Origin of the sequence: Kitasatospora sp. NPDC058032 (genome assembly GCF_042885845.1) — a bacterium.
In the GTDB taxonomy this organism is placed as follows: domain Bacteria; phylum Actinomycetota; class Actinomycetes; order Streptomycetales; family Streptomycetaceae; genus Kitasatospora.
Map to the genome: position 1 here is coordinate 99825 of NZ_JBHVRK010000005.1, position 24427 is coordinate 124251.

24 protein-coding genes and 1 pseudogene are annotated in these 24427 nt (G+C 73.7%); 14 read left to right on the top strand and 11 right to left on the bottom strand.

Going from position 1 to position 24427, the window contains the following annotated elements:
• Positions 1-12: 12 nt before the first annotated feature.
• The 3 genes from ACFVUH_RS10480 to ACFVUH_RS10490 all read right to left on the bottom strand — a co-directional run bounded on the left by ACFVUH_RS10480 (position 13) and on the right by ACFVUH_RS10490 (position 2378).
• Complete coding sequence (locus ACFVUH_RS10480; protein WP_387912428.1) at positions 13-273, bottom strand: Txe/YoeB family addiction module toxin; 261 nt, start codon at positions 271-273, stop codon at positions 13-15.
• On the bottom strand, positions 270-542 hold the full coding sequence (locus ACFVUH_RS10485; protein ID WP_387912429.1) for a type II toxin-antitoxin system Phd/YefM family antitoxin: 273 nt from the start codon (positions 540-542) through the stop codon (positions 270-272). The genes ACFVUH_RS10480 and ACFVUH_RS10485 overlap by 4 nt, the downstream gene beginning before the upstream one ends.
• A gap of 144 nt (positions 543-686) precedes the next feature.
• Positions 687-2378 carry a fumarate hydratase gene (locus ACFVUH_RS10490; RefSeq protein WP_387912430.1) on the bottom strand — a complete coding sequence of 564 codons (1692 nt, stop codon included), beginning with the start codon at positions 2376-2378 and terminating at the stop codon, positions 687-689.
• A gap of 212 nt (positions 2379-2590) precedes the next feature.
• Here ACFVUH_RS10490 and ACFVUH_RS10495 point away from each other — a divergent pair, with 212 nt between their 5' ends.
• Together ACFVUH_RS10495 and ACFVUH_RS10500 are read left to right on the top strand one after the other, a co-directional pair.
• Entirely contained in the window at positions 2591-3322 is a 732-nt protein-coding gene (locus ACFVUH_RS10495) for a DUF1707 domain-containing protein (protein WP_387789822.1), read from the top strand.
• Between the two features lie 363 nt (positions 3323-3685).
• A complete protein-coding gene (locus tag ACFVUH_RS10500) occupies positions 3686-4042 on the top strand; it encodes a WhiB family transcriptional regulator (RefSeq protein WP_355370030.1) in 357 nt (118 codons plus the stop codon).
• A 108-nt stretch (positions 4043-4150) separates the two neighbouring features.
• On the opposite strand, the gene glpX is transcribed toward ACFVUH_RS10500, so the two are convergent.
• The gene (gene glpX / locus ACFVUH_RS10505; RefSeq protein ID WP_355369950.1) at positions 4151-5191 is read right to left on the bottom strand and encodes a class II fructose-bisphosphatase; all 1041 of its coding nucleotides are present in this window, start codon (positions 5189-5191) and stop codon (positions 4151-4153) included.
• A 235-nt stretch (positions 5192-5426) separates the two neighbouring features.
• Between glpX and ACFVUH_RS10510 the strand changes: the two genes are divergently transcribed.
• Positions 5427-5942, top strand: coding sequence for a DUF4245 domain-containing protein (locus ACFVUH_RS10510; RefSeq protein WP_387912772.1), 516 nt, complete (start codon positions 5427-5429; stop codon positions 5940-5942).
• A gap of 69 nt (positions 5943-6011) precedes the next feature.
• Here ACFVUH_RS10510 and ACFVUH_RS10515 read toward each other — a convergent pair whose 3' ends face one another.
• From ACFVUH_RS10515 to ACFVUH_RS10530, 4 genes are all read right to left on the bottom strand, one after another.
• On the bottom strand, positions 6012-6611 hold the full coding sequence (locus ACFVUH_RS10515; protein ID WP_355369954.1) for a malonic semialdehyde reductase: 600 nt from the start codon (positions 6609-6611) through the stop codon (positions 6012-6014).
• A 136-nt stretch (positions 6612-6747) separates the two neighbouring features.
• Complete coding sequence (locus ACFVUH_RS10520; RefSeq protein ID WP_355369956.1) at positions 6748-7011, bottom strand: exodeoxyribonuclease VII small subunit; 264 nt, start codon at positions 7009-7011, stop codon at positions 6748-6750.
• A gap of 56 nt (positions 7012-7067) precedes the next feature.
• Complete coding sequence (xseA, locus tag ACFVUH_RS10525; RefSeq protein WP_355369958.1) at positions 7068-8279, bottom strand: exodeoxyribonuclease VII large subunit; 1212 nt, start codon at positions 8277-8279, stop codon at positions 7068-7070.
• A 10-nt stretch (positions 8280-8289) separates the two neighbouring features.
• The gene (locus ACFVUH_RS10530; protein WP_355369960.1) at positions 8290-9660 is read right to left on the bottom strand and encodes an APC family permease; all 1371 of its coding nucleotides are present in this window, start codon (positions 9658-9660) and stop codon (positions 8290-8292) included.
• Between the two features lie 87 nt (positions 9661-9747).
• On the opposite strand from ACFVUH_RS10530, the gene ACFVUH_RS10535 reads away from it, so the two are divergent.
• Together ACFVUH_RS10535 and ppgK are read left to right on the top strand one after the other, a co-directional pair.
• Positions 9748-10725 (top strand): 4-hydroxy-3-methylbut-2-enyl diphosphate reductase, encoded by a 978-nt coding sequence (locus ACFVUH_RS10535; protein ID WP_355369962.1) that lies wholly within the window; start codon positions 9748-9750, stop codon positions 10723-10725.
• 151 nt (positions 10726-10876) lie between these two features.
• Positions 10877-11623, top strand: a complete 747-nt coding sequence (ppgK, locus tag ACFVUH_RS10540) for a polyphosphate--glucose phosphotransferase (protein WP_355369964.1) — start codon at positions 10877-10879, stop codon at positions 11621-11623.
• A 50-nt stretch (positions 11624-11673) separates the two neighbouring features.
• On the opposite strand, the gene ACFVUH_RS10545 is transcribed toward ppgK, so the two are convergent.
• Positions 11674-12114 carry a DUF6542 domain-containing protein gene (locus tag ACFVUH_RS10545; RefSeq protein ID WP_355369966.1) on the bottom strand — a complete coding sequence of 147 codons (441 nt, stop codon included), beginning with the start codon at positions 12112-12114 and terminating at the stop codon, positions 11674-11676.
• Between the two features lie 443 nt (positions 12115-12557).
• Here ACFVUH_RS10545 and ychF point away from each other — a divergent pair, with 443 nt between their 5' ends.
• The 3 genes from ychF (at position 12558) to ACFVUH_RS10560 (ending at position 14341) form a co-directional block, all read left to right on the top strand.
• Complete coding sequence (ychF, locus tag ACFVUH_RS10550; RefSeq protein ID WP_355369968.1) at positions 12558-13631, top strand: redox-regulated ATPase YchF; 1074 nt, start codon at positions 12558-12560, stop codon at positions 13629-13631.
• 177 nt (positions 13632-13808) lie between these two features.
• Positions 13809-14090 (top strand): type II toxin-antitoxin system prevent-host-death family antitoxin, encoded by a 282-nt coding sequence (locus tag ACFVUH_RS10555; RefSeq protein WP_344325967.1) that lies wholly within the window; start codon positions 13809-13811, stop codon positions 14088-14090.
• Positions 14087-14341 carry a Txe/YoeB family addiction module toxin gene (locus ACFVUH_RS10560; protein ID WP_387912432.1) on the top strand — a complete coding sequence of 85 codons (255 nt, stop codon included), beginning with the start codon at positions 14087-14089 and terminating at the stop codon, positions 14339-14341. Before ACFVUH_RS10555 ends, ACFVUH_RS10560 begins: the two co-directional genes overlap by 4 nt.
• Positions 14342-14481: 140 nt before the next feature.
• On the opposite strand, the gene ACFVUH_RS10565 is transcribed toward ACFVUH_RS10560, so the two are convergent.
• Complete coding sequence (locus ACFVUH_RS10565) at positions 14482-15138, bottom strand: HAD-IA family hydrolase (RefSeq protein ID WP_387912433.1); 657 nt, start codon at positions 15136-15138, stop codon at positions 14482-14484.
• 99 nt (positions 15139-15237) lie between these two features.
• Positions 15238-16379, bottom strand: a pseudogene (locus ACFVUH_RS10570) (dihydrofolate reductase family protein).
• A gap of 174 nt (positions 16380-16553) precedes the next feature.
• Here ACFVUH_RS10570 and ACFVUH_RS10575 point away from each other — a divergent pair.
• The 6 genes from ACFVUH_RS10575 to ACFVUH_RS10600 all read left to right on the top strand — a co-directional run bounded on the left by ACFVUH_RS10575 (position 16554) and on the right by ACFVUH_RS10600 (position 24312).
• On the top strand, positions 16554-17933 hold the full coding sequence (locus tag ACFVUH_RS10575) for a hypothetical protein (protein WP_387912435.1): 1380 nt from the start codon (positions 16554-16556) through the stop codon (positions 17931-17933).
• A 171-nt stretch (positions 17934-18104) separates the two neighbouring features.
• Positions 18105-18920 carry a methyltransferase domain-containing protein gene (locus ACFVUH_RS10580; protein WP_387912436.1) on the top strand — a complete coding sequence of 272 codons (816 nt, stop codon included), beginning with the start codon at positions 18105-18107 and terminating at the stop codon, positions 18918-18920.
• A gap of 189 nt (positions 18921-19109) precedes the next feature.
• Positions 19110-20576: a DUF4190 domain-containing protein gene (locus ACFVUH_RS10585; RefSeq protein WP_387912438.1), complete on the top strand. Its 1467-nt coding sequence runs from the start codon at positions 19110-19112 to the stop codon at positions 20574-20576.
• A 22-nt stretch (positions 20577-20598) separates the two neighbouring features.
• Positions 20599-20781 (top strand): SPOR domain-containing protein, encoded by a 183-nt coding sequence (locus ACFVUH_RS10590; RefSeq protein ID WP_387912440.1) that lies wholly within the window; start codon positions 20599-20601, stop codon positions 20779-20781.
• A 38-nt stretch (positions 20782-20819) separates the two neighbouring features.
• Positions 20820-21257, top strand: a complete 438-nt coding sequence (locus ACFVUH_RS10595; protein WP_387912441.1) for a (deoxy)nucleoside triphosphate pyrophosphohydrolase — start codon at positions 20820-20822, stop codon at positions 21255-21257.
• 253 nt (positions 21258-21510) lie between these two features.
• Positions 21511-24312: a SpoIIE family protein phosphatase gene (locus ACFVUH_RS10600; RefSeq protein ID WP_387912443.1), complete on the top strand. Its 2802-nt coding sequence runs from the start codon at positions 21511-21513 to the stop codon at positions 24310-24312.
• Positions 24313-24427: the final 115 nt, after the last annotated feature.

A 24427-nucleotide genomic window follows, 5' to 3' on the forward strand; every position in this document is an offset into this window, starting at 1 on the left:
CGCGCGCCCGCGTCACTGGTAGTGGTAGCGGGCCTTGAGGATCTTCACTTCTTTCTCGTCGGCCCGGTAGACGAGGCGGTGCTCGTCGTCGATACGGCGCGACCAGTAGCCGGCGAGGTCGCCCTTCAGGGCCTCCGGCTTGCCGATCCCGGCGAACGGGTCACGCTGGATCTCGCCGATCAGGCGGGTGATCCGCTGGGCGGCCTTCCGGTTCGAGCCCAGCCAGAACAGGAAGTCCTCCCAGGCGTCCGGATCGAAGTGGACGCTCCTCACGCCTCACCCGCCAGGTCTTCCAGGTCCTCCATGGTCCTGGTGACGCCCGGATCGCCGGCCTTGTCGCGGGCGACGGCCGCCATGAGCCGCTGGGCGTTCGCGGGGGAGCGTAGGAGGTGGATCGTCTCCTGCCAGGCGTCGTAGTCCTCGGCGGACATCAGGACGGCGTCACCGCCCCTGGAAGTGATCCTTATCGGGACGTGGTCGTCGTTGACCTTCTTGATCAGGGGAAAGAGCTGCGTGCGTGCGTCGCTGGCGCTGATCGTCATCGGTGTGCCCTCCGGTCAGCCGGCTGATCCCGTACTGGAATGGTACGAGTTTCCGGTACGACCTGTCAGGTCGAATCGGGCGGCCCGACGGGCCCGCCCCGGGCGCGGAGGCGGCCGGGGCGGGGCGGTGGGAGGCGGGGCGGACTACTCCTTGGAGCGGATGCGCAGGCTGGTGATGAGCGGGCCCTCGGTGGTCTCGCGGAAGAAGTCGTTGCCCTTGTCGTCGACGACGATGAAGGCCGGGAAGTCCTCGACCTCGATGCGCCAGACGGCCTCCATGCCGAGCTCGGCGTACTCCAGGACCTCGACCTTCTTGATGCAGTCCTGGGCGAGGCGGGCGGCCGGGCCGCCGATGGAGCCGAGGTAGAAGCCGCCGTGCTGGGCGCAGGCGTCGGTGACCTGCTTGGAGCGGTTGCCCTTGGCGAGCATGACCATCGAGCCGCCGGCGGCCTGGAACTGGTCGACGTAGGAGTCCATCCGGCCGGCCGTGGTGGGACCGAAGGAGCCGGAGGCGAAGCCCTCGGGGGTCTTGGCCGGGCCGGCGTAGTAGACCGGGTGGTCCTGGAGGTACTTGGGCATGCCCTCGCCGGCGTCCAGGCGTTCCTTGATCTTGGCGTGCGCGATGTCGCGGGCGACGACCAGGGTGCCGGTGAGCGAGAGGCGGGTCTTCACCGGGTACTTGGAGAGCTCGGCGCGGATCGCGGACATCGGCTGGTCGAGGTCGATGCGCACCACGCCGTCGTCGCCCCCGGCGGAGCCGCTGACCAGCAGGGCCTCGTCGGTGGTGTCCGGCAGGTACTTCGCCGGGTCGGTCTCCAGCTGCTCCAGGAAGACGCCCTCGGCGGTGATCTTGCCGAGCGCCTGGCGGTCGGCCGAGCAGGAGACGGCCATCGCGACCGGCAGCGAGGCGCCGTGGCGCGGGAGGCGGACCACGCGCACGTCGTGGCAGAAGTACTTGCCGCCGAACTGGGCGCCGATGCCGATCTTCTGGGTCAGCTCGGTGACCTTGGCCTCCAGCTCCAGGTCGCGGAAGCCGTGGCCGGTCTTCGCGTCGCCGGAGGTCGGCAGGTTGTCCAGGTAGTGCGCGGAGGCGTACTTGGCGGTCTTCAGCGCGAACTCGGCGCTGGTGCCGCCGATCACGATCGCCAGGTGGTACGGCGGGCAGGCCGCGGTGCCCAGCGAGCGGATCTTCTGCTCCAGGAACGAGAGCATGCTGGCCTCGTTCAGGATCGCCTTGGTCTCCTGGTACAGGTACGACTTGTTGGCCGAGCCGCCGCCCTTGGCCATGAAGAGGAACTTGTAGGCGTCGCCGTCGGTCGCGTACAGCTCGATCTGCGCCGGCAGGTTGTTGCCGGTGTTCTTCTCGTCCCACATGGTCACCGGGGCCATCTGGGAGTAGCGCAGGTTCAGCTTGGTGTACGCGTCGTAGACGCCGCGCGCGATGGCGGCCTCGTCGCCGCCCTCGGTGAGCACGTTCTGGCCGCGCTTGCCCATGACGATGGCGGTGCCGGTGTCCTGGCACATCGGCAGGATGCCGCCGGCCGAGATGTTGACGTTCTTCAGCAGGTCCAGCGCGACGAAGCGGTCGTTCGGGCTGGCCTCGGGGTCGTCCAGGATGCGGCGCAGCTGGGCGAGGTGGGCCGGGCGCAGGTAGTGCGAGATGTCGTGCATCGCCTCGGCGGTGAGCAGCCGCAGGGCCTCGGGCTCGACCTGCAGGAACGTGCGTCCGCCGGCCTCGAAGGTGGAGACGCCTTCGGAGGTGAGCTTGCGGTAGGGGGTCGGGTCAGCGCCCAGGGGGAGCAGGTCGCTGTACTCGAAGTCCGGCGTGGGAGCCATGGGGGCGGTCCTTAGGTGTCCAGTTGTGCCGGTGTTCCGGCTGCGTCGGCGAAGCACCCTGGAGGGGCGAAAGCACCCTCAAGGGTAGGACCCGGCGATTTCCCGCACGCGGGAAGGTCCGCCTGCGTGACCAGGGTCACCCGGGGCTTGCCCTGGTGACTAGGCTTGCCCTCGTGGACAACTCGCCGTCGAAGGACCCGCAGGACCAGCGGATGGACGATCAGGGGCAGCGGCCCGTACCGATGACCAAGCCCGCGGCGGCGCCGCCCGCACCGCCCGCGCACGCCCCGGTGGCGCAGGCCGAGATGCGGGCCTCGGACGCCGACCGCGAACGGGTCGCGGAGCTGCTGCGCGATGCCTACGCCGAGGGGCGGCTGGACGTCGAGGAGCACGCCGAGCGGATCGAGGCGGCCTACGCGGCCAAGACCCTGGGCGAGCTCGTGCCGCTGACCCGGGACCTCCCGGTGCACCGCGAGATCTCCTTCGAGAAGCCGCCGCTGGGCGCCCCGGAGCCGGCGGCCGGCCCGCGGCCGGAGGGCCCGGTGCGGCTGCCGGCCCGCAACGAGGCGCCGACCATGCTGGCGGTCTTCGGCGGCTCGTCCCGCAAGGGCCGCTGGCGGGTGGGCTCCCACCTGCGGGCCGTGGCGATCTTCGGCGGGGTCGAGATCGATCTGACCGACGCCGTGTTCGAGTCGCCCGAGGTGGTGATCGACGTGGTGGCGATCTTCGGCGGGGTGGAGATCAAGGTGCCGGAGAACGTCAGCCTGCACGGCGGCGGCGTCGGCATCTTCGGCGGCTTCGACGTCAAGGAGCAGACCGCGGCCGACCCGTACGCGCCGGTGGTGCGGGTGAAGGGCACCGCGGTGTTCGGCGGGTGCGAGGCCAAGCCGCGCCGGGGCAAGAAGCTCAAGGAGTGGGTGCGCAAGCAGCTCGGCGCCGACTGAGCCGCGCACGGAAGACCGGCCCGCTGCCCGGCCCGGGAGGCGACTTCCGGGCCGGGCACTCGTCATCGCGTCGAGTGCACGCTGTAGTCGGTTGCGTGCAGTGTGCATGAATTGCTCGGGCGTGGGGTAGTTCCTCTGGCACATCGCTTCTTGTACGGCTGCGTACCGGAGGCGGCCTGAGGCCGGCCCGGGGGTGTGAACGGGGGCCCGCAGCTGGGCAGGGGAGCGAGCTTCCCCGTGTCCGAGAGCCTCGTCAGGAGTACGGCCGTGCTGCATCCGATCGAGTCCCGCACCACCTCGTCCGCCGTCCCCGCGCCGGCCGCCCCGTCTCCGGTCGCGCGGCCGTCCGCCGCCGCCTCGCCGGTGGTCGCGGCCCAGTTGCTGGAGCGGCGCCCGGCCCCGCAGCCGGCGGGTGAGGACAATCCGTGGCACACCGCCGCGGCCTGTCGGCGGGACGAGGTGGGCCTGTTCTTCGCGCCGTCCAAGGAGCCGACCGCGGCCCGGCTGTCGCGCGAGGAGCAGGCGAAGCAGGTGTGTGCCCGGTGCCCGGTGCTGCTGGACTGCCGGGAGCACGCGCTGGCGCAGCCCGAGCCGTACGGGGTCTGGGGCGGGCTGACGGCGGCCGAGCGCCGGGTGGTGCTGGCCCGCCGCCGCCGCCGGGACGCCGAGCTGCGCGAGGCGGCCAGGGTGCCGGCGTCGCGCGGCCGGATCGCGGGCTGATCCGGCGCGGGCCGGTGGCGAGGAGACCGCCCGCGGTCTCGGCGAAGGGGGATTTCGCCGAGACCGCGGGCCGAGTCGTGCCTTCGGGCCCCGCGGCCCGGAGGTGGGTCAGTTGGCGCGGTCGAAGTCGATCGCGCTGTAGGCCCGCAGCTTGGACAGCTTGTGGGTGGAGTCGATCTGCCGGATGGTGCCGCTCTTGGAACGCATCACCAGCGAGCTGGTGGTGGCGGTCTCCTGGCGGTAGTGCACGCCGCGCAGCAGCTCGCCGTCGGTGATGCCGGTGGCGACGAAGAACACGTTCTCGCCGCTGACCAGGTCGTCGGTGGAGAGCACCCGGTCGAGGTCGTGCCCGGCGTCCAGGGCCTTCTGACGCTCGGCCTCGTCCTTGGGCCAGAGCTTGCCCTGGATCACGCCGCCCATGCACTTCATCGCGCAGGCCGCGATGATGCCCTCGGGGGTGCCGCCGATGCCCATCAGCAGGTCCACGCCGGTGCCCTCGCGGGCGGCCATGATGGCGCCGGCGACGTCGCCGTCGGAGATGTACTTGATCCGGGCGCCCGCCTCGCGGATCTCCCGGACCAGGCCCTCGTGGCGCGGGCGGTCGAGGACGACGACGGTGACGTCCTCGACGGCGATGCCCTTGGCCTTGGCGACCCGGCGGATGTTGACGGCCGGCGGGGCGGTGATGTCGACGAAGTCGGCGGCCTCCGGGCCGGCGACCAGCTTGTCCATGTAGAAGACCGCGCTTGGGTCGAACATGGTGCCGCGGTCGGCGACTGCCAGGACGGCGACCGCGTTGTTCATGCCCTTGGCGGTGAGGGTGGTCCCGTCGACCGGGTCCACCGCGACGTCGCACTCGGCGCCGGTGCCGTCGCCGACCCGCTCGCCGTTGTAGAGCATGGGCGCCTCGTCCTTCTCGCCCTCGCCGATGACGACGATGCCGTTCATCGAGACGGTGGAGACGAGGGTGCGCATGGCCCGGACGGCCGCGCCGTCGGCGCCGTTCTTGTCGCCCCGGCCGACCCAGCGGCCGGCTGCGAGTGCCGCGGCCTCGGTGACCCGGACGAGTTCGAGCGCGAGGTTCCGGTCAGGAGCCTCCGGCGCGACCTCCAGGGCGCTGGGCAGGTGATGCGGGTACTGCGTGGTCATCGTCGTTACCTCTCTGTACGCGACGGCCAGTGAGCGCCCGACTACTGCCTGGTCGAACGCCGTGGTGAGGGTGTTGCGATCGTATCTGCCCCCGGGACGGGTGTCTGTGGCGCGGTCCCCCCGCGGGGACGGGAGCGGCAGGTTCCGGCGCCTTCACCCGGACGTGGACACCCCGGGTGAGCGGGCGCGCGTCGGCATGAGTCACCATGTGGGGGTGGCTGGAGAGAGCAAGGGCATGAGGGGCCGGCAGACGGTACGGGACATGATCCTGTCGATGCTGGCGGTCGGCGTCGTGGTCTGGGTCGGGTACCTGTTCCTGCCGCACGACGCGGACGGCGACGGGGTCCGCACGGTCGAGTACAAGGTGGCCGCGGCCTCCGCCAAGCGGGCCGCCCCGTACCCGCTGCTCGCCCCGGAGGGCCTGCCCGCGCAGTGGCGGGCCACCTCGGTGACGTACAACCCGGCGGAGCTGGGCGGCGGCCGGGGCAACGCCTGGCACCTGGGCTTCGTCACCCCCTCCGGCCAGTACGCGGCCGTGGAGCAGAGCGACGCCAAGCCGGAGGACATGCTCAAGTCGGCGGTCTCCGACGCCAAGCCGGACGGCACCGTGGACGTCGCCGGGCAGACCTGGGAGAAGGTGCAGGGTCCCAAGGCGCGGGCGCTCACCGTGCAGTCCGGCGGGGCGACGACCCTGCTGACCGGCACCGCCTCCTACGAGGAGCTGGCCGAGCTGGCGCAGGCGCTGAAGTAGTCCGGAACGCGAAAGGGCCCCGCACGCAGCGCGTGCGGGGCCCTTTCGCGGTGTCCGGGGCGCTCGGGCTCAGACGGTGGTGACGACCTCGTCGAAGGCCAGGCGCGGGGAGCGCGGGTACCAGGCGCCCTCGCCCGGCTTGCCGATGTTCACGACGGCCAGCACCGAGTGCTCGCCGTCGGCGAAGAACTCCTTGTTGATGCCCTCGGCGTCGTAGCCGGTCATCGGGCCGGCGGCCAGGCCGGCGGCGCGCACGCCGATGATGAAGTAGCCGGCCTGCAGGGCGCCGTTCATCGCGGCCGAGGACTCGCGGACCGGGCGCTCGGAGAAGAAGTCCTTGGCACCGGGGAAGTGCGGGAAGACGGTCGGCAGCTCCTCGTGGAACTCGTTGTCCACGGCGAGGATGGCGGTCAGCGGGGCGGAGGCGGTCTTGGCCTTGTTGCCGTCGCCGAGGTGCTGGACCAGGCGCTCGCGGGCCTCGGCCGAGCGGACCAGGACGACCCGCAGCGGCTGCTGGTTCATCGCCGTCGGGCCGAACTTCACGAGCTCGTAGATGGCCTGGACCTGCTCGTCGGAGACCGGCTCGTCGGTGAAGGTGTTGGCGGTGCGGGCCTCGCGGAACAGCAGGTCCTGGGCGGCGGCGTCGAGAACCAGGGCGTCGGTGGTCATGTCTGTGCACCTCGGGGGAGGAAGGAACGGTGGGGTCCGTCTGTCGGTGAGCGGCCGGGGCCGATCACTGACTCCCAACATGGATGAACATTCAACTGTTCCCCCATCCGTTGTGACCTGTCTCACCCCCCGCACGTCACCCCTGCGGCGGGGCTCCCTCCTCGGCGGCCAGCGCGGCGTCCAGCCGGGCCCGCGCGCCGTCCAGCCAGCGCTGGCAGACCTTCGCCAGCTGCTCGCCGCGCTCCCACAGCGCCAGCGACTCCTCCAGCGAGGTGCCGCCGTTCTCCAGCTGCCGGACCACCTCCAGCAGCGCGTCCCGGGCGTGCTCGTAGCCGAGCGCGTCGTCCGGGGTCGGGGTCTGCACGGGGGCCGCCGTCGCGTCCTGTTCCTGATCTGCCATGGCAGCCAGCGTAGGGGCCCGCACCGACAGCGCGAACCGCCCCGCGGACCCGCCGCTCAGCCGCCGGCCACCGTGACGTCGAAGCCGCCGCCCGCCACCCGGGCGTGCAGTCCCTCGCCCGCCGGGGCCTGTGCCGGATCGGTCACCACCGTGCCGTCGCCCCGCTGCAGCACCGCGTAGCCGCGTTCCAGGGTGGCCGCCGGGGAGAGCGCCACCACCCGGGCCAGGGTGTGCCCGAGGTCGCTCTGCGCGTGGTCCAGCCGGTGGCGCAGCGTGCGCCGGGCCCGCTCCAGCAGGCCGTCCACCTCCTGCCCGCGCCCGTCCAGCATCCGCTGCGGCGCGGCCAGCACCGGTCGGCTGCGCACGCCGTCCAGCCCGTGCTGCTCGCGCTCCACCCGGGCCAGCACGTGCCGCCGGGCCCGGTCGCGCAGCTGGCGGACCTTGGCCAGCTCCTCGCCGACGTCCGGAACCACCCGTTTGGCGGCGTCGGTGGGCGTGGAGGCGCGCAGGTCGGCGACGAAGTCCAGCAGCGGCTGGTCCGGCTCGTGGCCGATCGCGCTGACCACCGGCGTCCGGGCGGCCGCGACCAGCCGCACCAGGCCCTCGTCCGAGAACGGCAGCAGGTCCTCGACGCTGCCGCCGCCCCGGGCCACGACGATCACGTCCACCTCGGGGTGCTCGTCCAGCTCCCGGACGGCCGCGCTCACCCGCTCCACCGCGCTGACGCCCTGCACCGGCACGTTGCGGATCTCGAAGCGGACCGCCGGCCAGCGCCGCCGGGCGTTCTCCAGGACGTCCCGCTCCGCCGCCGAGTCCCGGCCGGTGACCAGCCCGACGCACTGCGGCAGGAACGGCAGCGGCTTCTTGCGGTCCGCGGCGAACAGGCCCTCGCCGGCCAGCCGCCGCTTCAGCTGCTCCAGCCTGGCCAGCAGCTCGCCCAGCCCGACCAGCCGGATCTCGGCGGCCCGCAGCGACAGCTGGCCGCGCGCCGCGTACCACTCCGGCTTGGCGTGCACGACGACCCGCGAGCCCTCCTGCACCGCGTCCGCGACCTGGTCGAAGACGGAGCGGAAGCACGTCACGGTCAGCGAGACGTCGGCCTGCGGGTCGCGCAGCGTCAGGAACACCACGCCCGCCCCCGGCCGTCGGCTGAGCTGGGTGATCTGCCCCTCCACCCAGACCGCGCCGAGCCGGTCGACCCAGCCCCCGATCAGCGCGGAGACCTTGCCGACCGGGAGCGGCGCTTCGGGGGAACTGGGGTTGGCCATGCCTACGAGGCTATCGGCGTCCGCCGACAGCGGAAGCCCGCCGGCCGAGGAGCACCAGCAGCCCGACGGCCAGCCAGACCAGCCCCACCACCTGCGCGGTGCCCGAGGCCTCGGCCACCACCGCGCCGATCACCGCCACGCCCAGCACCGGCACCACCACGTCCGTCAGCGGACTGCGGGACCGGTGCTTCACCGCGTACCAGCCCACCACCGAGGCGTGCAGCAGGGTGAAGGCGGTGAGCGCGCCGATGTTCACCACCGAGGTCAGCCGGTCCAGCCCGTCGTCCCGGTTGGCCGCCCAGACCGCCGCCGCCATGGTGATCGCCGCCGACACCAGCAGCGCCCGGCGCGGCACCGCCGAGCCCGGGTCGACCGCGCCCAGGAAGCGCGGCAGCCGTCCGTCCCGGCCCATCGCGAACAGCAGCCGCCCGGCCGCCGCCTGCCCGGCCAGCGCCGCGAAGGCCGCGCCGATCGCCTTGCTCGCCGCGACCAGCACGTGCAGCCAGTGCCCGACCGCGCCCTCCACCGTGTCGTAGAACGCCGATCCCTGCGCCGCCGGGTCCGCCGCCAGCTGCTGCGGGGCGAGCGGCTCCAGCAGCGCCGCCAGATAGGTCTGCGCCACGAACAGCGCGCCGGACAGCACCAGGCACCACAGCACCGCCCTGGCCACCGCCGCCGAGGCGCCGACCGCCTCCTCCACGAAGGTCGCGATGGCGTCGAAGCCCAGGTAGGACAGCACGGCCACGGAGACCGCCGAGAGCACGGCGGCCGTCGAGAAGCCGCCGACCGCCGTGAACGGGCTCGCCCAGTCGCGCTGCGCGCCGTCCCTGGCCAGCACCACCACGGCCGCGACCACGAACACCGCCAGCACCACCAGCTCCATCGCCAGCACCGCGAGGCCCACCGCCGCCGCCGTCCGCACCCCGGCCAGGTTGAGCCCGGTGGTCAGCAGCACGGCGAGCGCCGTCCACACCCAGCGCGAGACGTCCGGCACCAGCGAGTTGAGCGCGATGCCGGAGAACAGGTAGGCGACCGCCGGGATCAGCAGGTAGTCGAGCATCGCCATCCAGCCGGCGATGAACCCGGCCGCGTCGCCCAGCCCGGCCCGCGCGTAGGCGTACACCGAACCGGTCTGCGGCACCGCCCGCACCATCCGGGCGTACGAGACGGCGGTGAACCCCATCGCCACGGTGGCCACCAGGTAGACCGCGGCGACCGCCCCGTGGCTCTTGGCGTCGAGCACCCCGAACACGCCCACCGGGGCCATCGGGGCGATGAACAGCAGTCCGTACACCACCAGATCGCGCACGCCCAGGCTGCGCCGCAGCCCGCCCCGTCCGTCCCGGCCGCCCGGCTCGTCCCGCTCGACTCGCTCGCTCATAGCTTCCACATTTGAGCACCCGTGACCGGTTCCGACGGGAACGCCGCTCGCGTCGGCGCGGCTGCGCTCCGCCCGTACGATGGAGCCATGTCCTCCAACACCGCGCAGCGCCGTGTCCTGCTCGCCGCCCCCCGGGGCTACTGCGCGGGCGTCGACCGCGCCGTGATCGCCGTGGAGAAGGCCCTGGAGCAGTACGGGGCCCCCATCTACGTGCGCAAGCAGATCGTCCACAACAAGTACGTGGTGCAGACCCTGGAGAAGAAGGGCGCGATCTTCGTCGACGAGACGGAGGAGGTGCCCGAGGGCTCGATCGTGGTCTTCTCGGCCCACGGTGTCGCACCCTCGGTGCACGACGAGGCCCGGATCGGCAAGCTCGCCACCGTCGACGCCACCTGCCCGCTGGTGACCAAGGTGCACAAGGAGGCCGTGCGCTTCGCCGACGAGGGCTACGACATCCTGCTGGTCGGCCACGAGGGCCACGAGGAGGTCATCGGCACGATGGGCGAGGCCCCGGACCGGATCCACCTGGTGGACGGTGCCGAGGACGTCGCCGGGGTGCAGGTGCGCGACGAGTCCAAGGTCGTCTGGCTGTCCCAGACCACGCTCTCGGTGGACGAGACGATGGCCACCGTCGGCGAGCTGAAGAAGCGCTTCCCGCTGCTGGTCAGCCCCCCCAGCGACGACATCTGCTACGCCACCCAGAACCGCCAGGTCGCCGTCAAGCAGCTGGCCCCGGAGGCCGACCTGCTGATCGTGGTCGGCTCGAAGAACTCCTCCAACTCGGTGCGGCTGGTCGAGGTCGGCCTGGAGTACGGCGCCAAGGCCGCCCACCTGGTGGACTTCGCCGAGGAGATCCGGGAGGAGTGGCTGGAGGGCGTCAGCACGGTCGGCCTGACCAGCGGCGCCTCGGTGCCGGAGGTCCTGGTCGAGGGCGTGCTGGAGTGGCTGGCCGCGCGCGGCTACGGCGAGGTCTCGATCGTGAAGACGGCCGAGGAGCACCTGATCTTCTCGCTGCCCAAGGAGCTCCGCCGCGACCTGCGCGCCGAGGCCGCCGGCAAGCTGTAGGACCGTCCCGCGTTCCGGCGGAGGACCCGGTGGCCCGTTCGGGTGCCGGGTCCTCCGCTGTGCGGGGGCAGGCGGGTTCTCGTAGGTTCTGTGCACAGGGCCCGTGGTCGTGCACAGGCCTGTGGAGAACCTTCGGCGGAGGGCGGTCGTCATGACGGCGGTATTCGGTGTGGACATCGGCGGGTCGGGCATCAAGGGAGCCCCCGTCGACCTCACCCGGGGCGCGCTCGCGCAGGAGCGGCACAAGGTCCTCACCCCGCAGCCCTCCGACCCCCGGGCCGTGGTCGACGCCGTCTGCGAGGTGGTCCGCCACTTCGGCCACCGGGGCCCGGTCGGACTGACCTTCCCCGGCGTGGTCGTCGACGGGCAGACCAGGACCGCCGCCAACGTCGACAAGGGCTGGGTCGGTCTGGACGCGGCCGGCCTGTTCCGCGAGGCGCTCGACCTGCCGGCGGTGGTGCTCAACGACGCCGACGCGGCCGGCCTCGCCGAGACCGCGCACGGCGCCGGCCGCGGGCAGGCGGGGGTGGTCCTGGTCCTCACCTTCGGCACCGGCATCGGCAGCGCCCTGTTCGTGGACGGCGTGCTGGTGCCCAACACCGAGCTCGGCCACCTGGAGCTGCGCGGCAAGGACGCCGAACGGCGGGCCTCCTCGGCGGCCAAGGAGCGGCACGGGCTGAGCTGGGCGCAGTGGGCCGAGCGGGTGGACGAGTACCTGGACCTGGTGGAGATGCTGTTCTCGCCGCAACTGGTGGTGATCGGCGGCGGGGTGAGCCGCAAGCACGAGAAGTTCCTGCCGCTGCTGCGCGAGCGCCGGGCGCGGCTCGTCCCGGCGGAGCTGCGCAACGACGCCGGCATCGTCGGCGCGGCCATGGCGGCGGCCCGCGCCACCGCCTGAACCCCCGGGGGCCCGCCGTCGGTCCCTTGGCCGGCTCCCCGGGCGCGTCCTCAGCGCGCGCGGTGGATCCGGCGCTGGGCCACGAACCGGGCCAGCACGATCACGGCGGCCAGGCCGGTGCCGGAGAACAGCCAGCCGGCCCGGCCGGCCAGGTTGGTCGCCAGCGCCACCACCTGCGCCGTCATCCCGGTGGAGGTGACCGGCCCGAACGCCAGCAGCGCCACGGCGAAGGCGATCGGCCCGCTGATCGGCGCGGCCAGCAGGTCGGCGTACCGGACCCGGACCGCCAGCTGGAAGCAGATCAGCAGGTAGCCGATGCCGAACAGGACCCCGAGCCCGCCGAAGGCCAGCCGGTCCAGGCCGGCCACCGCCACCGTCGCGGTCAGCGCGACCACCCCGGTGCCGACCGCGGTCAGCCGGGCCGGCCGGCCGCTGCGCCGCCGCCCGTAGAGCCGCCCGGTGATCCGGGGCCGCTCAGGGGGGCCGGACACGGCGCGCAGCCGGGACCCGGAGCCGCCGCCCCGTGCGGGGGTCTTGGCCGAGGCCTTGCCGGGGGGGTTGCCCGCGGCCTTCGCGGCGGTTCTCCCCCTGGCCCTGAGGGCGGGAACGGCCGATTCCCCCGCACTCTCGCGGGCCCGGCCCGGCCCGGGGACGGCGGCCCCGGCCGCGCCGTTCGGCGGTCGGCGTCTGGGCCCTGGCGGCTGGGTACGGATGCTCTGCTCCACCCACCCAACGTACGGTCCGATCATCGCCACACTGTGTAATGGGCTGTCGGGGCTTGGTCCGTGTCCCCGGACGGCGTATTGGTGTGACCGCCGCTCAACTGCACCGCCGCCGCCGGGGCGGCCGACGGCGGACCCGCTGCCCGTAGACTGGGGGATCGGTCCGGCGTCCGGGCCGGCCCAACTCCTCCAAGCCCACGGGACTGCGCTTCATGTCGCTCACGATCGGAATCGTCGGCCTGCCGAACGTCGGCAAGTCGACCCTGTTCAACGCCCTGACCAAGAACGACGTGCTGGCGGCCAACTACCCGTTCGCCACCATCGAGCCCAACGTCGGCGTCGTCGGCGTCCCGGACGAGCGGCTGAACAAGCTCGCCGAGATCTTCGGCTCGCAGCGCATCCTCCCGGCCACCGTCGACTTCGTCGACATCGCGGGCATCGTCCGCGGCGCCAGCGAGGGCGAGGGCCTGGGCAACAAGTTCCTCGCCAACATCCGCGAGTCGGACGCCATCTGCCAGGTCGTGCGCGCCTTCACCGACCCCGACGTGGTCCACGTGGACGGCAAGGTGTCGCCCAAGGACGACATCGAGACCATCCACACCGAGCTGATCCTGGCCGACCTCCAGACCATCGAGAAGGTGCTGCCCCGGCTCCAGAAGGAGGCGCGCCTCAAGAAGGACACCGCCCCCGTCCTGGCCGCCGCCGAGGCCGCCCAGGCGATCCTGGAGACCGGCAAGACCCTCTTCGAGGCCGGCTTCGACACCGCCCCGATCCGCGAGCTGCACCTGCTGACCGCCAAGCCCTTCCTCTACGTCTTCAACGTCGACGAGGACGAGCTGTCCGACGAGGACTTCAAGCAGGCCCAGCGCGCGCTGGTCGCCCCCGCCGAGGCGATCTTCCTCAACGCCAAGATCGAGTCCGAGCTGATCGAGCTGGACGACGCCGAGGCCCTGGAGCTCCTCCAGTCGATGGGCCAGGACGAGCCCGGCCTCGCCACCCTCGCCCGCGTCGGCTTCGACACCCTCGGCCTGCAGACCTACCTCACCGCCGGTCCCAAGGAAGCCCGCGCCTGGACCATCAAGAAGGGCGCCACCGCCCCCGAGGCCGCCGGTGTGATCCACACCGACTTCCAGAAGGGCTTCATCAAGGCCGAGGTCATCTCCTTCGCCGACCTCGTCGAGACCGGCTCCCTCCCCGAGGCCCGCGCCAAGGGCAAGGCCCGCATCGAGGGCAAGGAGTACATCATGCAGGACGGCGACGTCGTGGAGTTCCGCTTCAACGTGTGAGCACACGACGACTTTGAGCTGGCTCGATCTGTCGGATGCGCAGGTCGGACGGGGCTCGCCTCCCTCGAGGCGGGCCCCGACCCCTTTTCCGTGCCGACTTGGTGCTGACTTCTTCGGCTCGTCGCATCCACTTGAGTGGTACGTTATGTGGTACCAGCCGTGGAGGGAGTTCAGTCGATGTCGATCACTGCCAGCGAGGCGCGCAAGGCTCTCTTCCCGTTGATCAAGAAGGTCAACGACGATCACGAGGCCATTGAGATCGTCTCCAAGCACGGGAACGCCGTACTCGTCTCGGCCGAGGACTACGCCGCCCTGCGTGAAGGCTCCTACCTGTTGCGCTCGCCGGTGAACGCCCGCCGCTTGCTCAAGGCGTACGAGAACGCCCTTGGTGGCATAGGGCTTTCCGAGCGGGAGCTCATCGACCCTGACGCGGCGGATGGCGAGAAGGGTGCCGCGTGAGGCTCGTCTTCGAGGAGACCGGCTGGGAGGACTACACCTCCTGGCTCAAGAACGACCGCAAGATGCTCGCCCGGATCAACAGGCTCATCGAGGACGTGTTGCGCGACCCGTTCACCGGCATCGGCAAGCCCGAGCCGCTGAAGTACCACTTGCCCGGGGCCTGGTCGCGGCGGATCGACGACGAGCACCGCCTCGTCTACTTGGTGACGGACCGGGAGATCATCGTTCTGGCCGCCCGTTACCACTACTGATGGCCGGCGAGTTCGTCCGACCCGGCCACCGCCGAGTGCCGAGCGGGCCGGACTCTCCGGAGTCCGGCCCGCTCGCGCTGTCGCCCGCTGCGCCCCGCCGCCCGGCTCGCTCGCCGGTGGCGGGGCGTTGTCGTCGGGGGTCAGGCGAGGGTGACGGTGAAGGCGGGGGCGGGGCCCCGGGTGATGGTGAGGGATTCGAGGGTGGGGGCGTGGGCGGTGGGGTGGTGGGCGGCGGCGCGGGGGCCGACGCCGATGACCGGGACGCCGGCGGCGTGGGCGGCGGCGATGCCGGCCTCGGAGTCCTCGAAGGCGAGGCAGTCGGCGGGGGCGAAGCCGAGGGCGGCGGCGCCCTTGAGGAAGCCCTCGGGGTCGGGCTTGCCGGCGCCGACGGATTCGGCGGTGACCAGGACCGGCGGCAGGGGGAGGCCGGCGGCGGCCATCCGGACCCGGGCGAGCGGTGCGTCGGCGGAGGTGACCAGGGCGTGCGGGAGGCCGGCCAGGGCGGCGAGGAAGGCGGGGGCGCCGGGGACCGGGACGACGCCGTCGGTGTCGGCCTTCTCGGTGGCGAGCATCTGCCGGTTCTCGGCGAGGTTGACCTCGGTCGGGCGGTCCGGGAGCAGGGCGGCCATGGTGGTGTGGCCCTGGCGGCCGTGGGCGACGCGCAGCACCTCGGCCGGGTCGAGGTCGTGCTCCTCGGCCCAGCGGCGCCAGCAGCGTTCGACCACGGCGTCGGAGTTGACCAGGGTGCCGTCCATGTCGAGCAGGAGGGCGCGGGGGGTGAAGGTCGTCGCGGGCATCGGGCGGCTCCAGGGGGCGCGGGGCGAGCGGGCGTGCCGCATGCAGTGAAGTGGATTGTTCAATAAGGATACAAAAGATGCCCCGCGCTTCGAGCGGTGTCACCCCAGCAGGTGCGCGTTGACCGCGCGGGCCTCCTCGGCCAGCTCGGGCAGTTCCACCAGTTCGATGCCGGCGGCCTCCAGCCGTGCGGCGCCGCTGGTCTCGGCGACGAAGGTGGACGGTTCGCGCCAGGCCACCACCACCCGGGGGACGCCGGCCGCGATCAGCAGTTCGGCGCACGGCACCGGACGGGAGGCGCGCTGCCCGCAGGGTTCCAGCGAGCTGTAGACCGTCGCGCCGCGCAGCCGCGGGTCGCCGGCCGGGAGCTTGCCGAGCGCCGCCTCCTCGGCGTGGTCGTGGCCGTCCGTCTCGCGGCTGTACCCCTCGGCCAGCACCGTGCCGTCGGCGGCGACGACCACGGCGCCGACCGAGAAGGCGGTCTCCGAGGGCGGGCAGCGGCGGGAGAGCTCGACGGCCCGGCGGAGGAGGGCCAGGTCGGCGGGGCGCGGGTCGGTCACGGGGCGGGCTCCTTCGGGGCGTACCTGAGCAGGACGACATCGCCCACCGTACGGGCCTCCAGCAGCCGCATCCGCCGGGCCGGGCCGCCGGGGAAGTCCGCCGGGCCGACGAACCGCGGCGCCCGCGCCTGTCCGACCAGCAGCGGGGCCACCACCAGTTGGAGCTCGTCCGCCAGGCCCTGGGCCAGGAACTGGGTGTGCACCCCGCTGCCGCCCTCGACCATCAGCCTCCGTACCCCGCGCGCGCCGAGGTCGTCCAGCACCGCGCCCAGCTCCACCGTCGGTCCCAGCGCCACCACCTCGGCCAGCCCGTCCAGTTCCGGGCGCAGCACGGCGGCCCCGCCGTCCGTGGTGTAGGCGAGCCGCTCGCCGCCGGTGTGCCAGAACCGCAGCGAGCGGTCCAGCCGGCCGCTCGCGCTGAGCGTTACCTTCAGCGGGTACTCCGGCCGGCCCGCCGCGCGCCGGGCGGCCCGCCGGGCCGGGTCGTTGACCAGCAGCCGGGGGTTGTCCGCGCGCAGGGTGTTGCCGCCGACCAGGATCGCGTCGCTCGCCGCCCGCTCGGCGTCCACCCGGTCGAAGTCGGCCGGGCCGGAGAGCAGCAGCCGCTCGGGGGAGGCGTCGTCGAGGTGCCCGTCGAGCGACATGGCGGCGCTCAGCAGGACGAAGGGGCGCGGCGCGGGCATGGCGGGGACCGTTCTGTGAGGCGGCTGCCCGTCCACGGTACGGCGCCGGCGGATGCGCAGTCCGCGCGAGGGCCGGTGTTCGCCGGACGGCCCGCTGCCGTCGGGGTGGCGTTCGCCGACGGGCCCCACCCTGGTCCGGACCTCGCACCGCCCCCACGTCGAAGGGCTGTCACCGTGTCCCGTCCCTCCCGCCGCCTGCTGCCGCTGGCCGTCGCCACCGCCGCCCTGCCGCTGCTGGCGCTGCCGGTCGGTCCCGCCGCCGCCGTGACCTACGGCACCCCGACGATCACGTTCTCCGCCGCCTACCTGTCCGGGGCCGTCGGGGCCACCGGCGACCCGACGGTCACCGTCACGGTGGCGCAGAGCGGCGCGGCGGCCTCCGACCTCGCCGTGGCCGCCACCGCCAGCACCCGCACCGCCGTGGCCCGGACCACCGACGTCACCGTCGCCGGCACCGGCTCCGCGCGCACCCTGGCGGTCGCCGCGCAGGGCGTCGGCTACACCGACCTCACCGTCAAGGTCACCGGGCTCGGCGGCCGGACGGCGTCGAAGACGCTGCACTACGCGGCCTCGCCGGCGGTGCAGTTCTCGGCGGACAGCCGCTACCTGACCGGCTCCAGCGACGCCTCGGCGGCGGTGGACGCGGGCAACGGGTACATCGTGGTGGCCGACGACGAGTCCAACGTGCTGCGGCTGTACGACCGCAACGCCTCCGGCGCGCCCGTCCGCACCTGGGACTTCTCCGCCGCGCTCGGCGTCTCCAAGGAGATCGACATCGAGGCCGCCACCCGGGTCGGCAATACGATCTACTGGACCGGCTCGCTGGGCAACAACAAGGACGGCGTGGTCAAGCCGGACCGGCAGACCGTGTTCGCCACCACCGTCACCGGCTCGGGCGCCACCACCCAGCTGTCGCTGTCCGGTTCGTACCGGGGGCTGCGTGACGACCTGATCGCCTGGGACCGCGCGCACGGCAATCGCTACGGCTTCGCGGCCGGCGCGGCGGACGGGCAGGCGCCCAAGCAGATCGACGGCTTCAACGTGGAGGGCCTGGAGTTCGCGCCGGGCAGCACCACCACCGCGTACGTGGGCTTCCGCGCGCCGCTCACGCCGGCGGTCACCGGCGGCCGGGCGCTGATCGTGCCGGTCACCAACTTCCCGTCGCTGCTCGGCGGTTCGCACGCCACCTTCGGCGAGCCGATCGAGCTGAACCTGGGCGGCCTCTCGGTGCGCGACCTGCGGCGCAACGCGCTCGGCCAGTACCTGATCGTGGCCGGCTCCTGGGCGGCGGACGACAACTCCGACCCGTACGCGCTCTACCGCTGGGACGGGCAGCCCGGTTCGCAGCCGGTGAAGGTGCTCGACCTGCCGACCTCCGACGCGGGCGGCTGGGAGGCCGTGGCGGACATCCCGGACCTCGCCGCCCCCGGCGCCCGGGTGCAGCTGATCACCGACGACGGCTCGGCCGTGCTCTACAACGACGGCGTCGCGGCGAAGGACCTCACCCAGCCGGAGTTCAAGAAGTCGCGGACCACCTGGTTCACCCTCAACTAGGCACTGCCGCAGGGCGGTCGGCCCCCGTCCGGACCTTCGTCGTCCGGGCGGGGGCCGCTGCGCTCCCGGCGGTGATGTGGTCGCTATGTGAGACGAATCTTCTTGAAATGCGGGACGGCTAGTAGCGTCGGAGGCGTCGAGGAACCGGCCGATCCCGAGGGGGACGTCACCATGACCGCAGCGAAGCCCGCCGTCTACACCCATGGCCACCAGGAATCCGTGCTGCGCTCGCACCGCTCCCGGACCGTCGAGAACTCCGCCGCGTACCTGCGCGACCGGCTGCGGCCCGGGCAGGCCGTGCTGGACATCGGCTGCGGGCCGGGCACGATCACCGCCGACCTGGCCGACCTGGTCGGGCCCACGGGCCGGGTGGTGGCCGCCGACGCCTCGGCGGAGGTGCTGGAGGAGGCCGCCGCGCACGTCGCCGGGCGCGGCCTGTCCAACGTCGCGTTCGAGGTCGCCGATGTGCACCGGCTGCCGTACGCGGACGGGGAGTTCGACGTGGTGCACGCCCACCAGGTGCTGCAGCACGTGGCCGACCCGGTCGGCGCGCTGCGCGAACTGCGCCGGGTCACCGCCGAGGGCGGCGTGGTGGCCGTCCGGGACGTCGACCACGCGACCATGGCCTGGTACCCCGAGGTGCCCGAACTGGACCGCTGGCTGGAGCTGTACCGGCGGATCGCCCGGTGCAACGGCGGCGAGCCGGACGCCGGGCGGCGGCTGCTGTCCTGGGCCCGGGCGGCCGGCTTCACCGACATCACCGCCACGTCGAGCACCTGGACGTACGCGACGCCCGATCAGCGCGCGTGGTGGGGCGGGCTGTGGGCGGACCGGATCACGGGCTCCGCCATCGCGCGGACGGCGGTGGCGCGGGGGGACGCCGACGAGGCCGAACTGGCCCGGATCGCGGCCGGCTGGCGGGAGTGGGCGGCGGCCGGGGACGGGTGGTTCGCGATGGTGCACGGGGAGGTGCTGGCGCGCCGCTGAACACGGGCGTGGCCGTGCGGTGAGGGGATGGTTCGTGCGGCGGGGAAAAGGTGCGCGGATGTTTCACAAGATCCGGTAGAGTCGCGCGCCTGTTCCCATGCCCGACGGCCCGCCGCGATCCGCCCGCGGGCTCCGCGGGTCGTCCTGCCGAGCTGTCGCCCGCCTCCCGCGGGCCGGGGGAGATCGTACGTGTCCAAGCCCGAGTCCGACGCCGCCGCCTCCGCGCCCGAGCCGGTCGAGCGGGTCGAGCTGACCAAGCCGGCGGCCGAATCCGAGGCCGTCGCGGAGGCCGCCCCTGCGGAGCCCACCGCGGAGCCCACCGCGCCGCCCGCCCCCGAGGCCGCGCCCCGGCCCGCTCCCGAGGCCACTCCTGAGGCCGCGTCGCCCGCGCCCGCCGACGCCGCCCCCGCGCCCGTGTCCGATCCCTGGGCGACACCCACCCCCGGCTCCGCCCAGGCCGCCGCGGCGGCCCCGCCCGCGGCCGACCCGTGGGCCGCCCCGTCCGAGCTGCCGGCGCCCGTCGACCCCGGCCGGCCGCGTGCCACCGGCTGGGCGGCCGTCGCCCCCGCCGCCCACTCCGGCTTCCAGCCCGGCTTCCCCTATCTCCCCGCCCCGACGGTCACCAACGGCTTCGCGGTCGCCGCGCTGGTCACCGGTCTGTTCTGCATGTGGCCACTGGCGCTGGCCTTCTCGATCGTCGCGCTGGTCCAGATCCCCAAGCGGAACGAGAAGGGCCGCGGCATGGCGGTCGCCGGTCTGGTCACCGGCGTCCTCGGGGCCGTCGTCACCCTGTTCGCGTTCATCGGCCTCCTCGCGGCCGGCCTGGACGAGGGGGAGCGGTACGCGGACTCCCCGCGCGGCCCCAAGGGGTCGGTGGCCGTCGAGGACCTGGTGACCGGCGACTGCTTCAACCGGCCGCCGTTCAGCTCCGGGCAGGACGCCGACGCCAAGGGCGTCTACTGGGTGGTCGTGGTGCCCTGCTCGGCGCCGCACCACGGCGAGGTCGCCGGCTTCACCAACGTCGCGGGCACGCCCGGCCGCTACCCCGGGCGGGACGAGGTCAGCAAGGAGGCCTCGCGGCTCTGCATCCCGGTGCACGACGACTACGCCCTCGACCCCTGGATCGTGCCCGACGGCGTGGTGGAGACCTACTACTTCCCGAGCCAGGCCGCCTGGGTGTCCGACGACCGCCGGGTGACCTGCACCTTCGAGGACGAGACGAGGGTGCACGTGGGCAGCGTCCGCACCGACCGGAGCAAGCTCACCAAGGCCCAGCGCACCTACCTGGACGCGGCGCAGGCCTACAACGGCGCGCTCGCCGCCATGCCGGAGGGCGACGTCGACGAGGAGCCCGAGAAGTACCGCAGCTGGGCGAAGACGATGGCCACCGCCTGCCGCAAGGAGGTCACGGACCTGTCGGCCGGCGGGACCGACTGGCCGGGCGGGGCCAAGGCCAAGCTGATCGAGCTGGGCGCGGTCCAGCTGGACGCCGCCAACGCCTGGGACGCCGCCGCCAGGTCCACGGACGCGCAGACGCTCGAGCACGAGGTGCAGAAGGCGCAGGCGCAGACGGTCAAGAGCCACCGGCTCGTGGTGGAGATCCGCGGCGAGCTGGGGCTGCCGACCGGCGAGCAGGCCTCCGACATCCGGGTCTGAGGAGCCCCCTAACCTGGGCGGCATGGACACCTACCGGGTGATGCGGCAGGACGACAACGGCAACCGCTTCCTGGTCGTCAGGGGGATCGACCAGGAGGCGGCCGAGCGGCTCGCGGCCGAGTTCGAGGCGCGCGGCCACAAGCAGCTGTACTGGGTGGAGGCCGAGCCCGCCGGCGCCTCCGGGGCCCGCGGCCCGCGCGACTGACGGGGAGCGCCCAGGGGGAGGCCCTAAGGTCGATGCCCATGGACAGGACCATCGACCCGTCGGCGTCCGCCGGCGGCGCAGCGGAGAACCGGATCGTCGTCGGCGGCGCGCTGATCCACCGGGGGCGGGTGCTCGCCGCCCGGCGGAGCGCGCCCGCGGAGGTGGCGGGGCGCTGGGAGTTCCCGGGCGGCAAGGCCGAGCCGGGCGAGACCGAGACCGAGGCGCTGGAGCGCGAGCTGATGGAGGAGCTGGGCGTCCGCGCCCGGGCGCTCACCCGGCTGCCCGGCGCGTGGCTGGTGCGCCCGGGCCTGGAGCTGCGGCTCTGGGCGGCCGAACTGCTCTCCGGGGAGCCGCGCCCCCTGCAGGACCATGACGAGCTGCGCTGGCTCGGCCCCGCCGAGCTGGCCGACGTCGAGTGGCTGGAGCACGACCGCGAGGTCCTCCCCGAGGTCGCCAGCCTGCTGACCGCCCCCTGACCTGCCGACACCCCTCCGGGGCGGGTGTCCAGGCCGGTGCGGCCCGGATGGTACCGGTCCGCACCGCCGAACCGCCGCCCCGCGCCCGCGAACGACGCGTGGGGGCGACGGATCGGGCAAATCGGAAAAGCCGACGCGACCGGCGGGATAGCCTTGGTTCTGCTGGGTATGTCACTTTTCGGCACTATTCGTCACCATCGGTGAGCCGTCCCAGCCGGCGCCGCCGATCCGAGCAGAGCCGGAGGCCCCGTCGGTGTCGAGCAGTGGGTACGGCGGCGGGGGAGCGCGACGGGCGGGCGCCGGCGGAGGCGCCGCCGCCCGCGCCCGGCTGCGTCGTGGCGCGGACCGCGCGATCGACGGCCGCGCCGGGGCGGCAGAGGCGGCCGGGGAGCGGCCGGCCGGGCGCCGCCGGGGCGAGGGCGGGGCCGAGGGGGCGGCGTCCGCCCAGCCGGTGCAGCCCGCCCCCTCGCTGACGGTGCCCGACGCGGCCCCGTCGGCCGGCATGCGCAGCCGCCCCGGTCGGGCGTTCCCGGGCGGCCCGCGCGCCGTCAGGTCGGTCCCCGCCGCCGGGAGCGGCGGCCGTGCGAGCGGCAGCCTCTTCGACGTGGTCAGGGTGGCCATCGCGATCCTGGACACCGCCGGCCGCGTGGTGCTCTGGAGCCCCGCCGCCGAGGACCTGCTCGGCTGGCCGAGCGAGCTGCTGGTCGGCCGCCGGATCGACGCGCTGGTCCCCGACGAGGAGCAGGTGGACAGGTTCCGGGGCGCGATCCAGGACACCCTGCGGCACGGCCGCTGGTCCGGCCCGGCCGAGCTGCGCGACCGGGAGGGCGCCCCGGTGCTGGTGGACGCCCGGATCTCGCTCCTGGTGGACGGCGACGGCACCCCGTTCCTGCAGGTCAACCTGGCCGCGGCGGCGGCCGTCCGGGCCGTGGAGCGGGACCTCGCGGTGCGCGACGCGCTGTTCGAGCAGTCCCCGCTGGGCATCGCGATCCTCGACACCGAGCTGCGCTACACGGCCGTCAACCGGACCCTCGCCGAGATGAACGGCGTCGCGGCGGAGGACCACGTCGGCCGCACCACCGGCGAGACCCTGCCGGAGCGGGCCGCCGACGAGATCACCTCGATCCAGCGCCAGGTGCTGGCCACCGGTGAGCCGGTCATCGACGTCACCCTGGCCTCGCCGATCACCGCCAGGTCCGGTTACCGCTCGGTCTCCTACAGCCGGATGACCGACCGCTCCGGCCGGGTCCTCGGCATCTCCGGCACCGTGATGGACGTCACCGAGCGTTACCGGGCGGTGGCCAAGGTCGAGCACGCCCGCCGCCGCCTCTCGCTGCTCAACGAGTTCGGCTCCCGGGTCGGTGACCTGCTGGACGCCTCGCGGATCGCGCAGGAGCTGGCCAGCGCGGTGGTGCCCAGGCTGACCGACCACGCCGCCGTCATCCTGCTGCAGGCCGTCGCGCACGGTGACGACCTGCCCCGGCACGGCCACGACCGCCGCACCTCGCTGCTCCAGCTCGGCACCGCCTCCGTCCAGGACGGCCCGGAGGTGGAGGTGATGCTGCGGCGCGGCGCCCGGATCACCTTCGCCGAGGACTCCGCCTGCGGCCGGGTGCTGCGCACCGGCGTGCCCGAGCTGCTCTCCGGCGCCGACCAGCTGAGCGACGTCACCTACGCCGGCGACCCGAAGATGCAGGCGGCGCACGACCTGGGCGTGCACTCGATGCTGGTGGTGCCGCTGCGGGCCCGGGGCATCGTGATCGGCCTGCTGCTGGTCAGCCGGGCCGGCTACCGCGAGGGCTTCGACCGGGACGACCTGGCGTTCACCGTCGAGCTGGCGGACCGGGCCGGCTCCTCGCTGGACAACGCCCGGCTGTACGCCCGCGAGCGCACCGCCGCGCTCACCCTCCAGCGCACCCTGCTGCCGCAGCAGGTGCCGCAGCCCACCGGCGTGGAGGTCGCCTACCGCTACGTGCCCGGCAGCAGCGGCACCGAGGTCGGCGGCGACTGGTTCGACGTCATCCCGCTGCCCGGCGACCGGACCGCGCTGGTGGTCGGCGACGTGATGGGCCACGGCCTGCGGGCCGCCGCGACGATGGGCCGGCTGCGGACCGCCGTCCGGGTGCTGGCCGCCCTGGACCTGCCGCCGGACGTGCTGCTGCGGCACGTCCACGAGCTGGCCGACGACCTCGCCCAAGGTCCGGACGAGGCGCTGCTCGCCACCTGCGTCTACGCGGTGTTCGACCCGGCCACCGCGACCCTGACCGCCGCCAAGGCCGGCCACATCCCGCCGGTGCTGGTGGTGCCGGGCGACGAGGCGGACGGGCCGACCCGCAACGGCGGCCCGCTGCCCGGCGGCGCCGGCCGGATCCTGGAGCTGCCCTCCGGCGCCCCGCTCGGGGTCGGCGGCGTGCCGTTCGAGTCCGTCGAGCTGAAGATCCCCGAGGGCAGCCTGCTGGCGCTGTGCACCGACGGCCTGGTGGAGTCCCGGGACAAGGACCTGGACGTCGGCCTGGATCGGCTGATCACGGTGCTCCAGCAGCCCTACGCGTCGATCCAGGCGGCGTGCGAGGCGGTGCTGGACACCATGGAGCAGGGCCGCGAGCCGGACGACGTGGCGCTGCTGCTGGCCCGGCTCGGCCACGGGCAGGCCGGCACCCCGACGGCCGGTTGGACGCTGCCCGCCGAGCCGACCGCGGTCTCCCGGGCCCGTCGGCTGGTCCGCGCGACGCTGGCCGAGTGGGGCGTCGAGGAGCTGACCGACACCGCGGAGCTGCTGGTCAGCGAGCTGGTCACGAACGCCGTCCGGTACGCGAGCGCGCCGATCGGGGTGCGGCTGACGCTCGGCGAGACGCTGCTGGTGGAGATCTCCGACCCGCTGCCGGACCCGCCGCGCGAGCGGCACGCCGCCGAGGCGGACGAGGGCGGCCGCGGGCTGGAACTGGTGGATCTGCTGGCCCTGCACTGGGGGGCCAGGGCGGAGGGGATGGGCAAGGTGGTCTGGTTCGAGCAGGCGCTGCCGGGTACCCCCGAGGCCGAGTTGTCCGGCGGTTGAGCGGCGGACGGGCCGTGCGGGAGAACGCCGCTGCATATGCCATCGGGAGCCCCCGGGGGAGCGCGCGCTCCGGCAGGGGGCGCGAGCGTGGCATTGTGGTTGCGCGGGCGGTAGG

What these genes read in the sequence shown, in the direction of transcription:
- ACFVUH_RS10485 (WP_387912429.1), bottom strand. Translation starts at nt 542, where the DNA reads ATGACGATCAGCGCCAGCGACGCACGCACGCAGCTCTTTCCCCTGATC.
- ACFVUH_RS10490 (WP_387912430.1), bottom strand. Translation starts at nt 2,378, where the DNA reads ATGGCTCCCACGCCGGACTTCGAGTACAGCGACCTGCTCCCCCTGGGC.
- ACFVUH_RS10495 (WP_387789822.1), top strand. Translation starts at nt 2,591, where the DNA reads ATGGACGATCAGGGGCAGCGGCCCGTACCGATGACCAAGCCCGCGGCG.
- glpX (WP_355369950.1), bottom strand. Translation starts at nt 5,191, where the DNA reads ATGACCACGCAGTACCCGCATCACCTGCCCAGCGCCCTGGAGGTCGCG.
- ACFVUH_RS10510 (WP_387912772.1), top strand. Translation starts at nt 5,427, where the DNA reads ATGAGGGGCCGGCAGACGGTACGGGACATGATCCTGTCGATGCTGGCG.
- ACFVUH_RS10515 (WP_355369954.1), bottom strand. Translation starts at nt 6,611, where the DNA reads ATGACCACCGACGCCCTGGTTCTCGACGCCGCCGCCCAGGACCTGCTG.
- ACFVUH_RS10520 (WP_355369956.1), bottom strand. Translation starts at nt 7,011, where the DNA reads ATGGCAGATCAGGAACAGGACGCGACGGCGGCCCCCGTGCAGACCCCG.
- xseA (WP_355369958.1), bottom strand. Translation starts at nt 8,279, where the DNA reads ATGGCCAACCCCAGTTCCCCCGAAGCGCCGCTCCCGGTCGGCAAGGTC.
- ACFVUH_RS10530 (WP_355369960.1), bottom strand. Translation starts at nt 9,660, where the DNA reads ATGAGCGAGCGAGTCGAGCGGGACGAGCCGGGCGGCCGGGACGGACGG.
- ACFVUH_RS10535 (WP_355369962.1), top strand. Translation starts at nt 9,748, where the DNA reads ATGTCCTCCAACACCGCGCAGCGCCGTGTCCTGCTCGCCGCCCCCCGG.
- ppgK (WP_355369964.1), top strand. Translation starts at nt 10,877, where the DNA reads ATGACGGCGGTATTCGGTGTGGACATCGGCGGGTCGGGCATCAAGGGA.
- ychF (WP_355369968.1), top strand. Translation starts at nt 12,558, where the DNA reads ATGTCGCTCACGATCGGAATCGTCGGCCTGCCGAACGTCGGCAAGTCG.
- ACFVUH_RS10555 (WP_344325967.1), top strand. Translation starts at nt 13,809, where the DNA reads ATGTCGATCACTGCCAGCGAGGCGCGCAAGGCTCTCTTCCCGTTGATC.
- ACFVUH_RS10565 (WP_387912433.1), bottom strand. Translation starts at nt 15,138, where the DNA reads ATGCCCGCGACGACCTTCACCCCCCGCGCCCTCCTGCTCGACATGGAC.
- ACFVUH_RS10580 (WP_387912436.1), top strand. Translation starts at nt 18,105, where the DNA reads ATGACCGCAGCGAAGCCCGCCGTCTACACCCATGGCCACCAGGAATCC.
- ACFVUH_RS10590 (WP_387912440.1), top strand. Translation starts at nt 20,599, where the DNA reads ATGGACACCTACCGGGTGATGCGGCAGGACGACAACGGCAACCGCTTC.
- ACFVUH_RS10595 (WP_387912441.1), top strand. Translation starts at nt 20,820, where the DNA reads ATGGACAGGACCATCGACCCGTCGGCGTCCGCCGGCGGCGCAGCGGAG.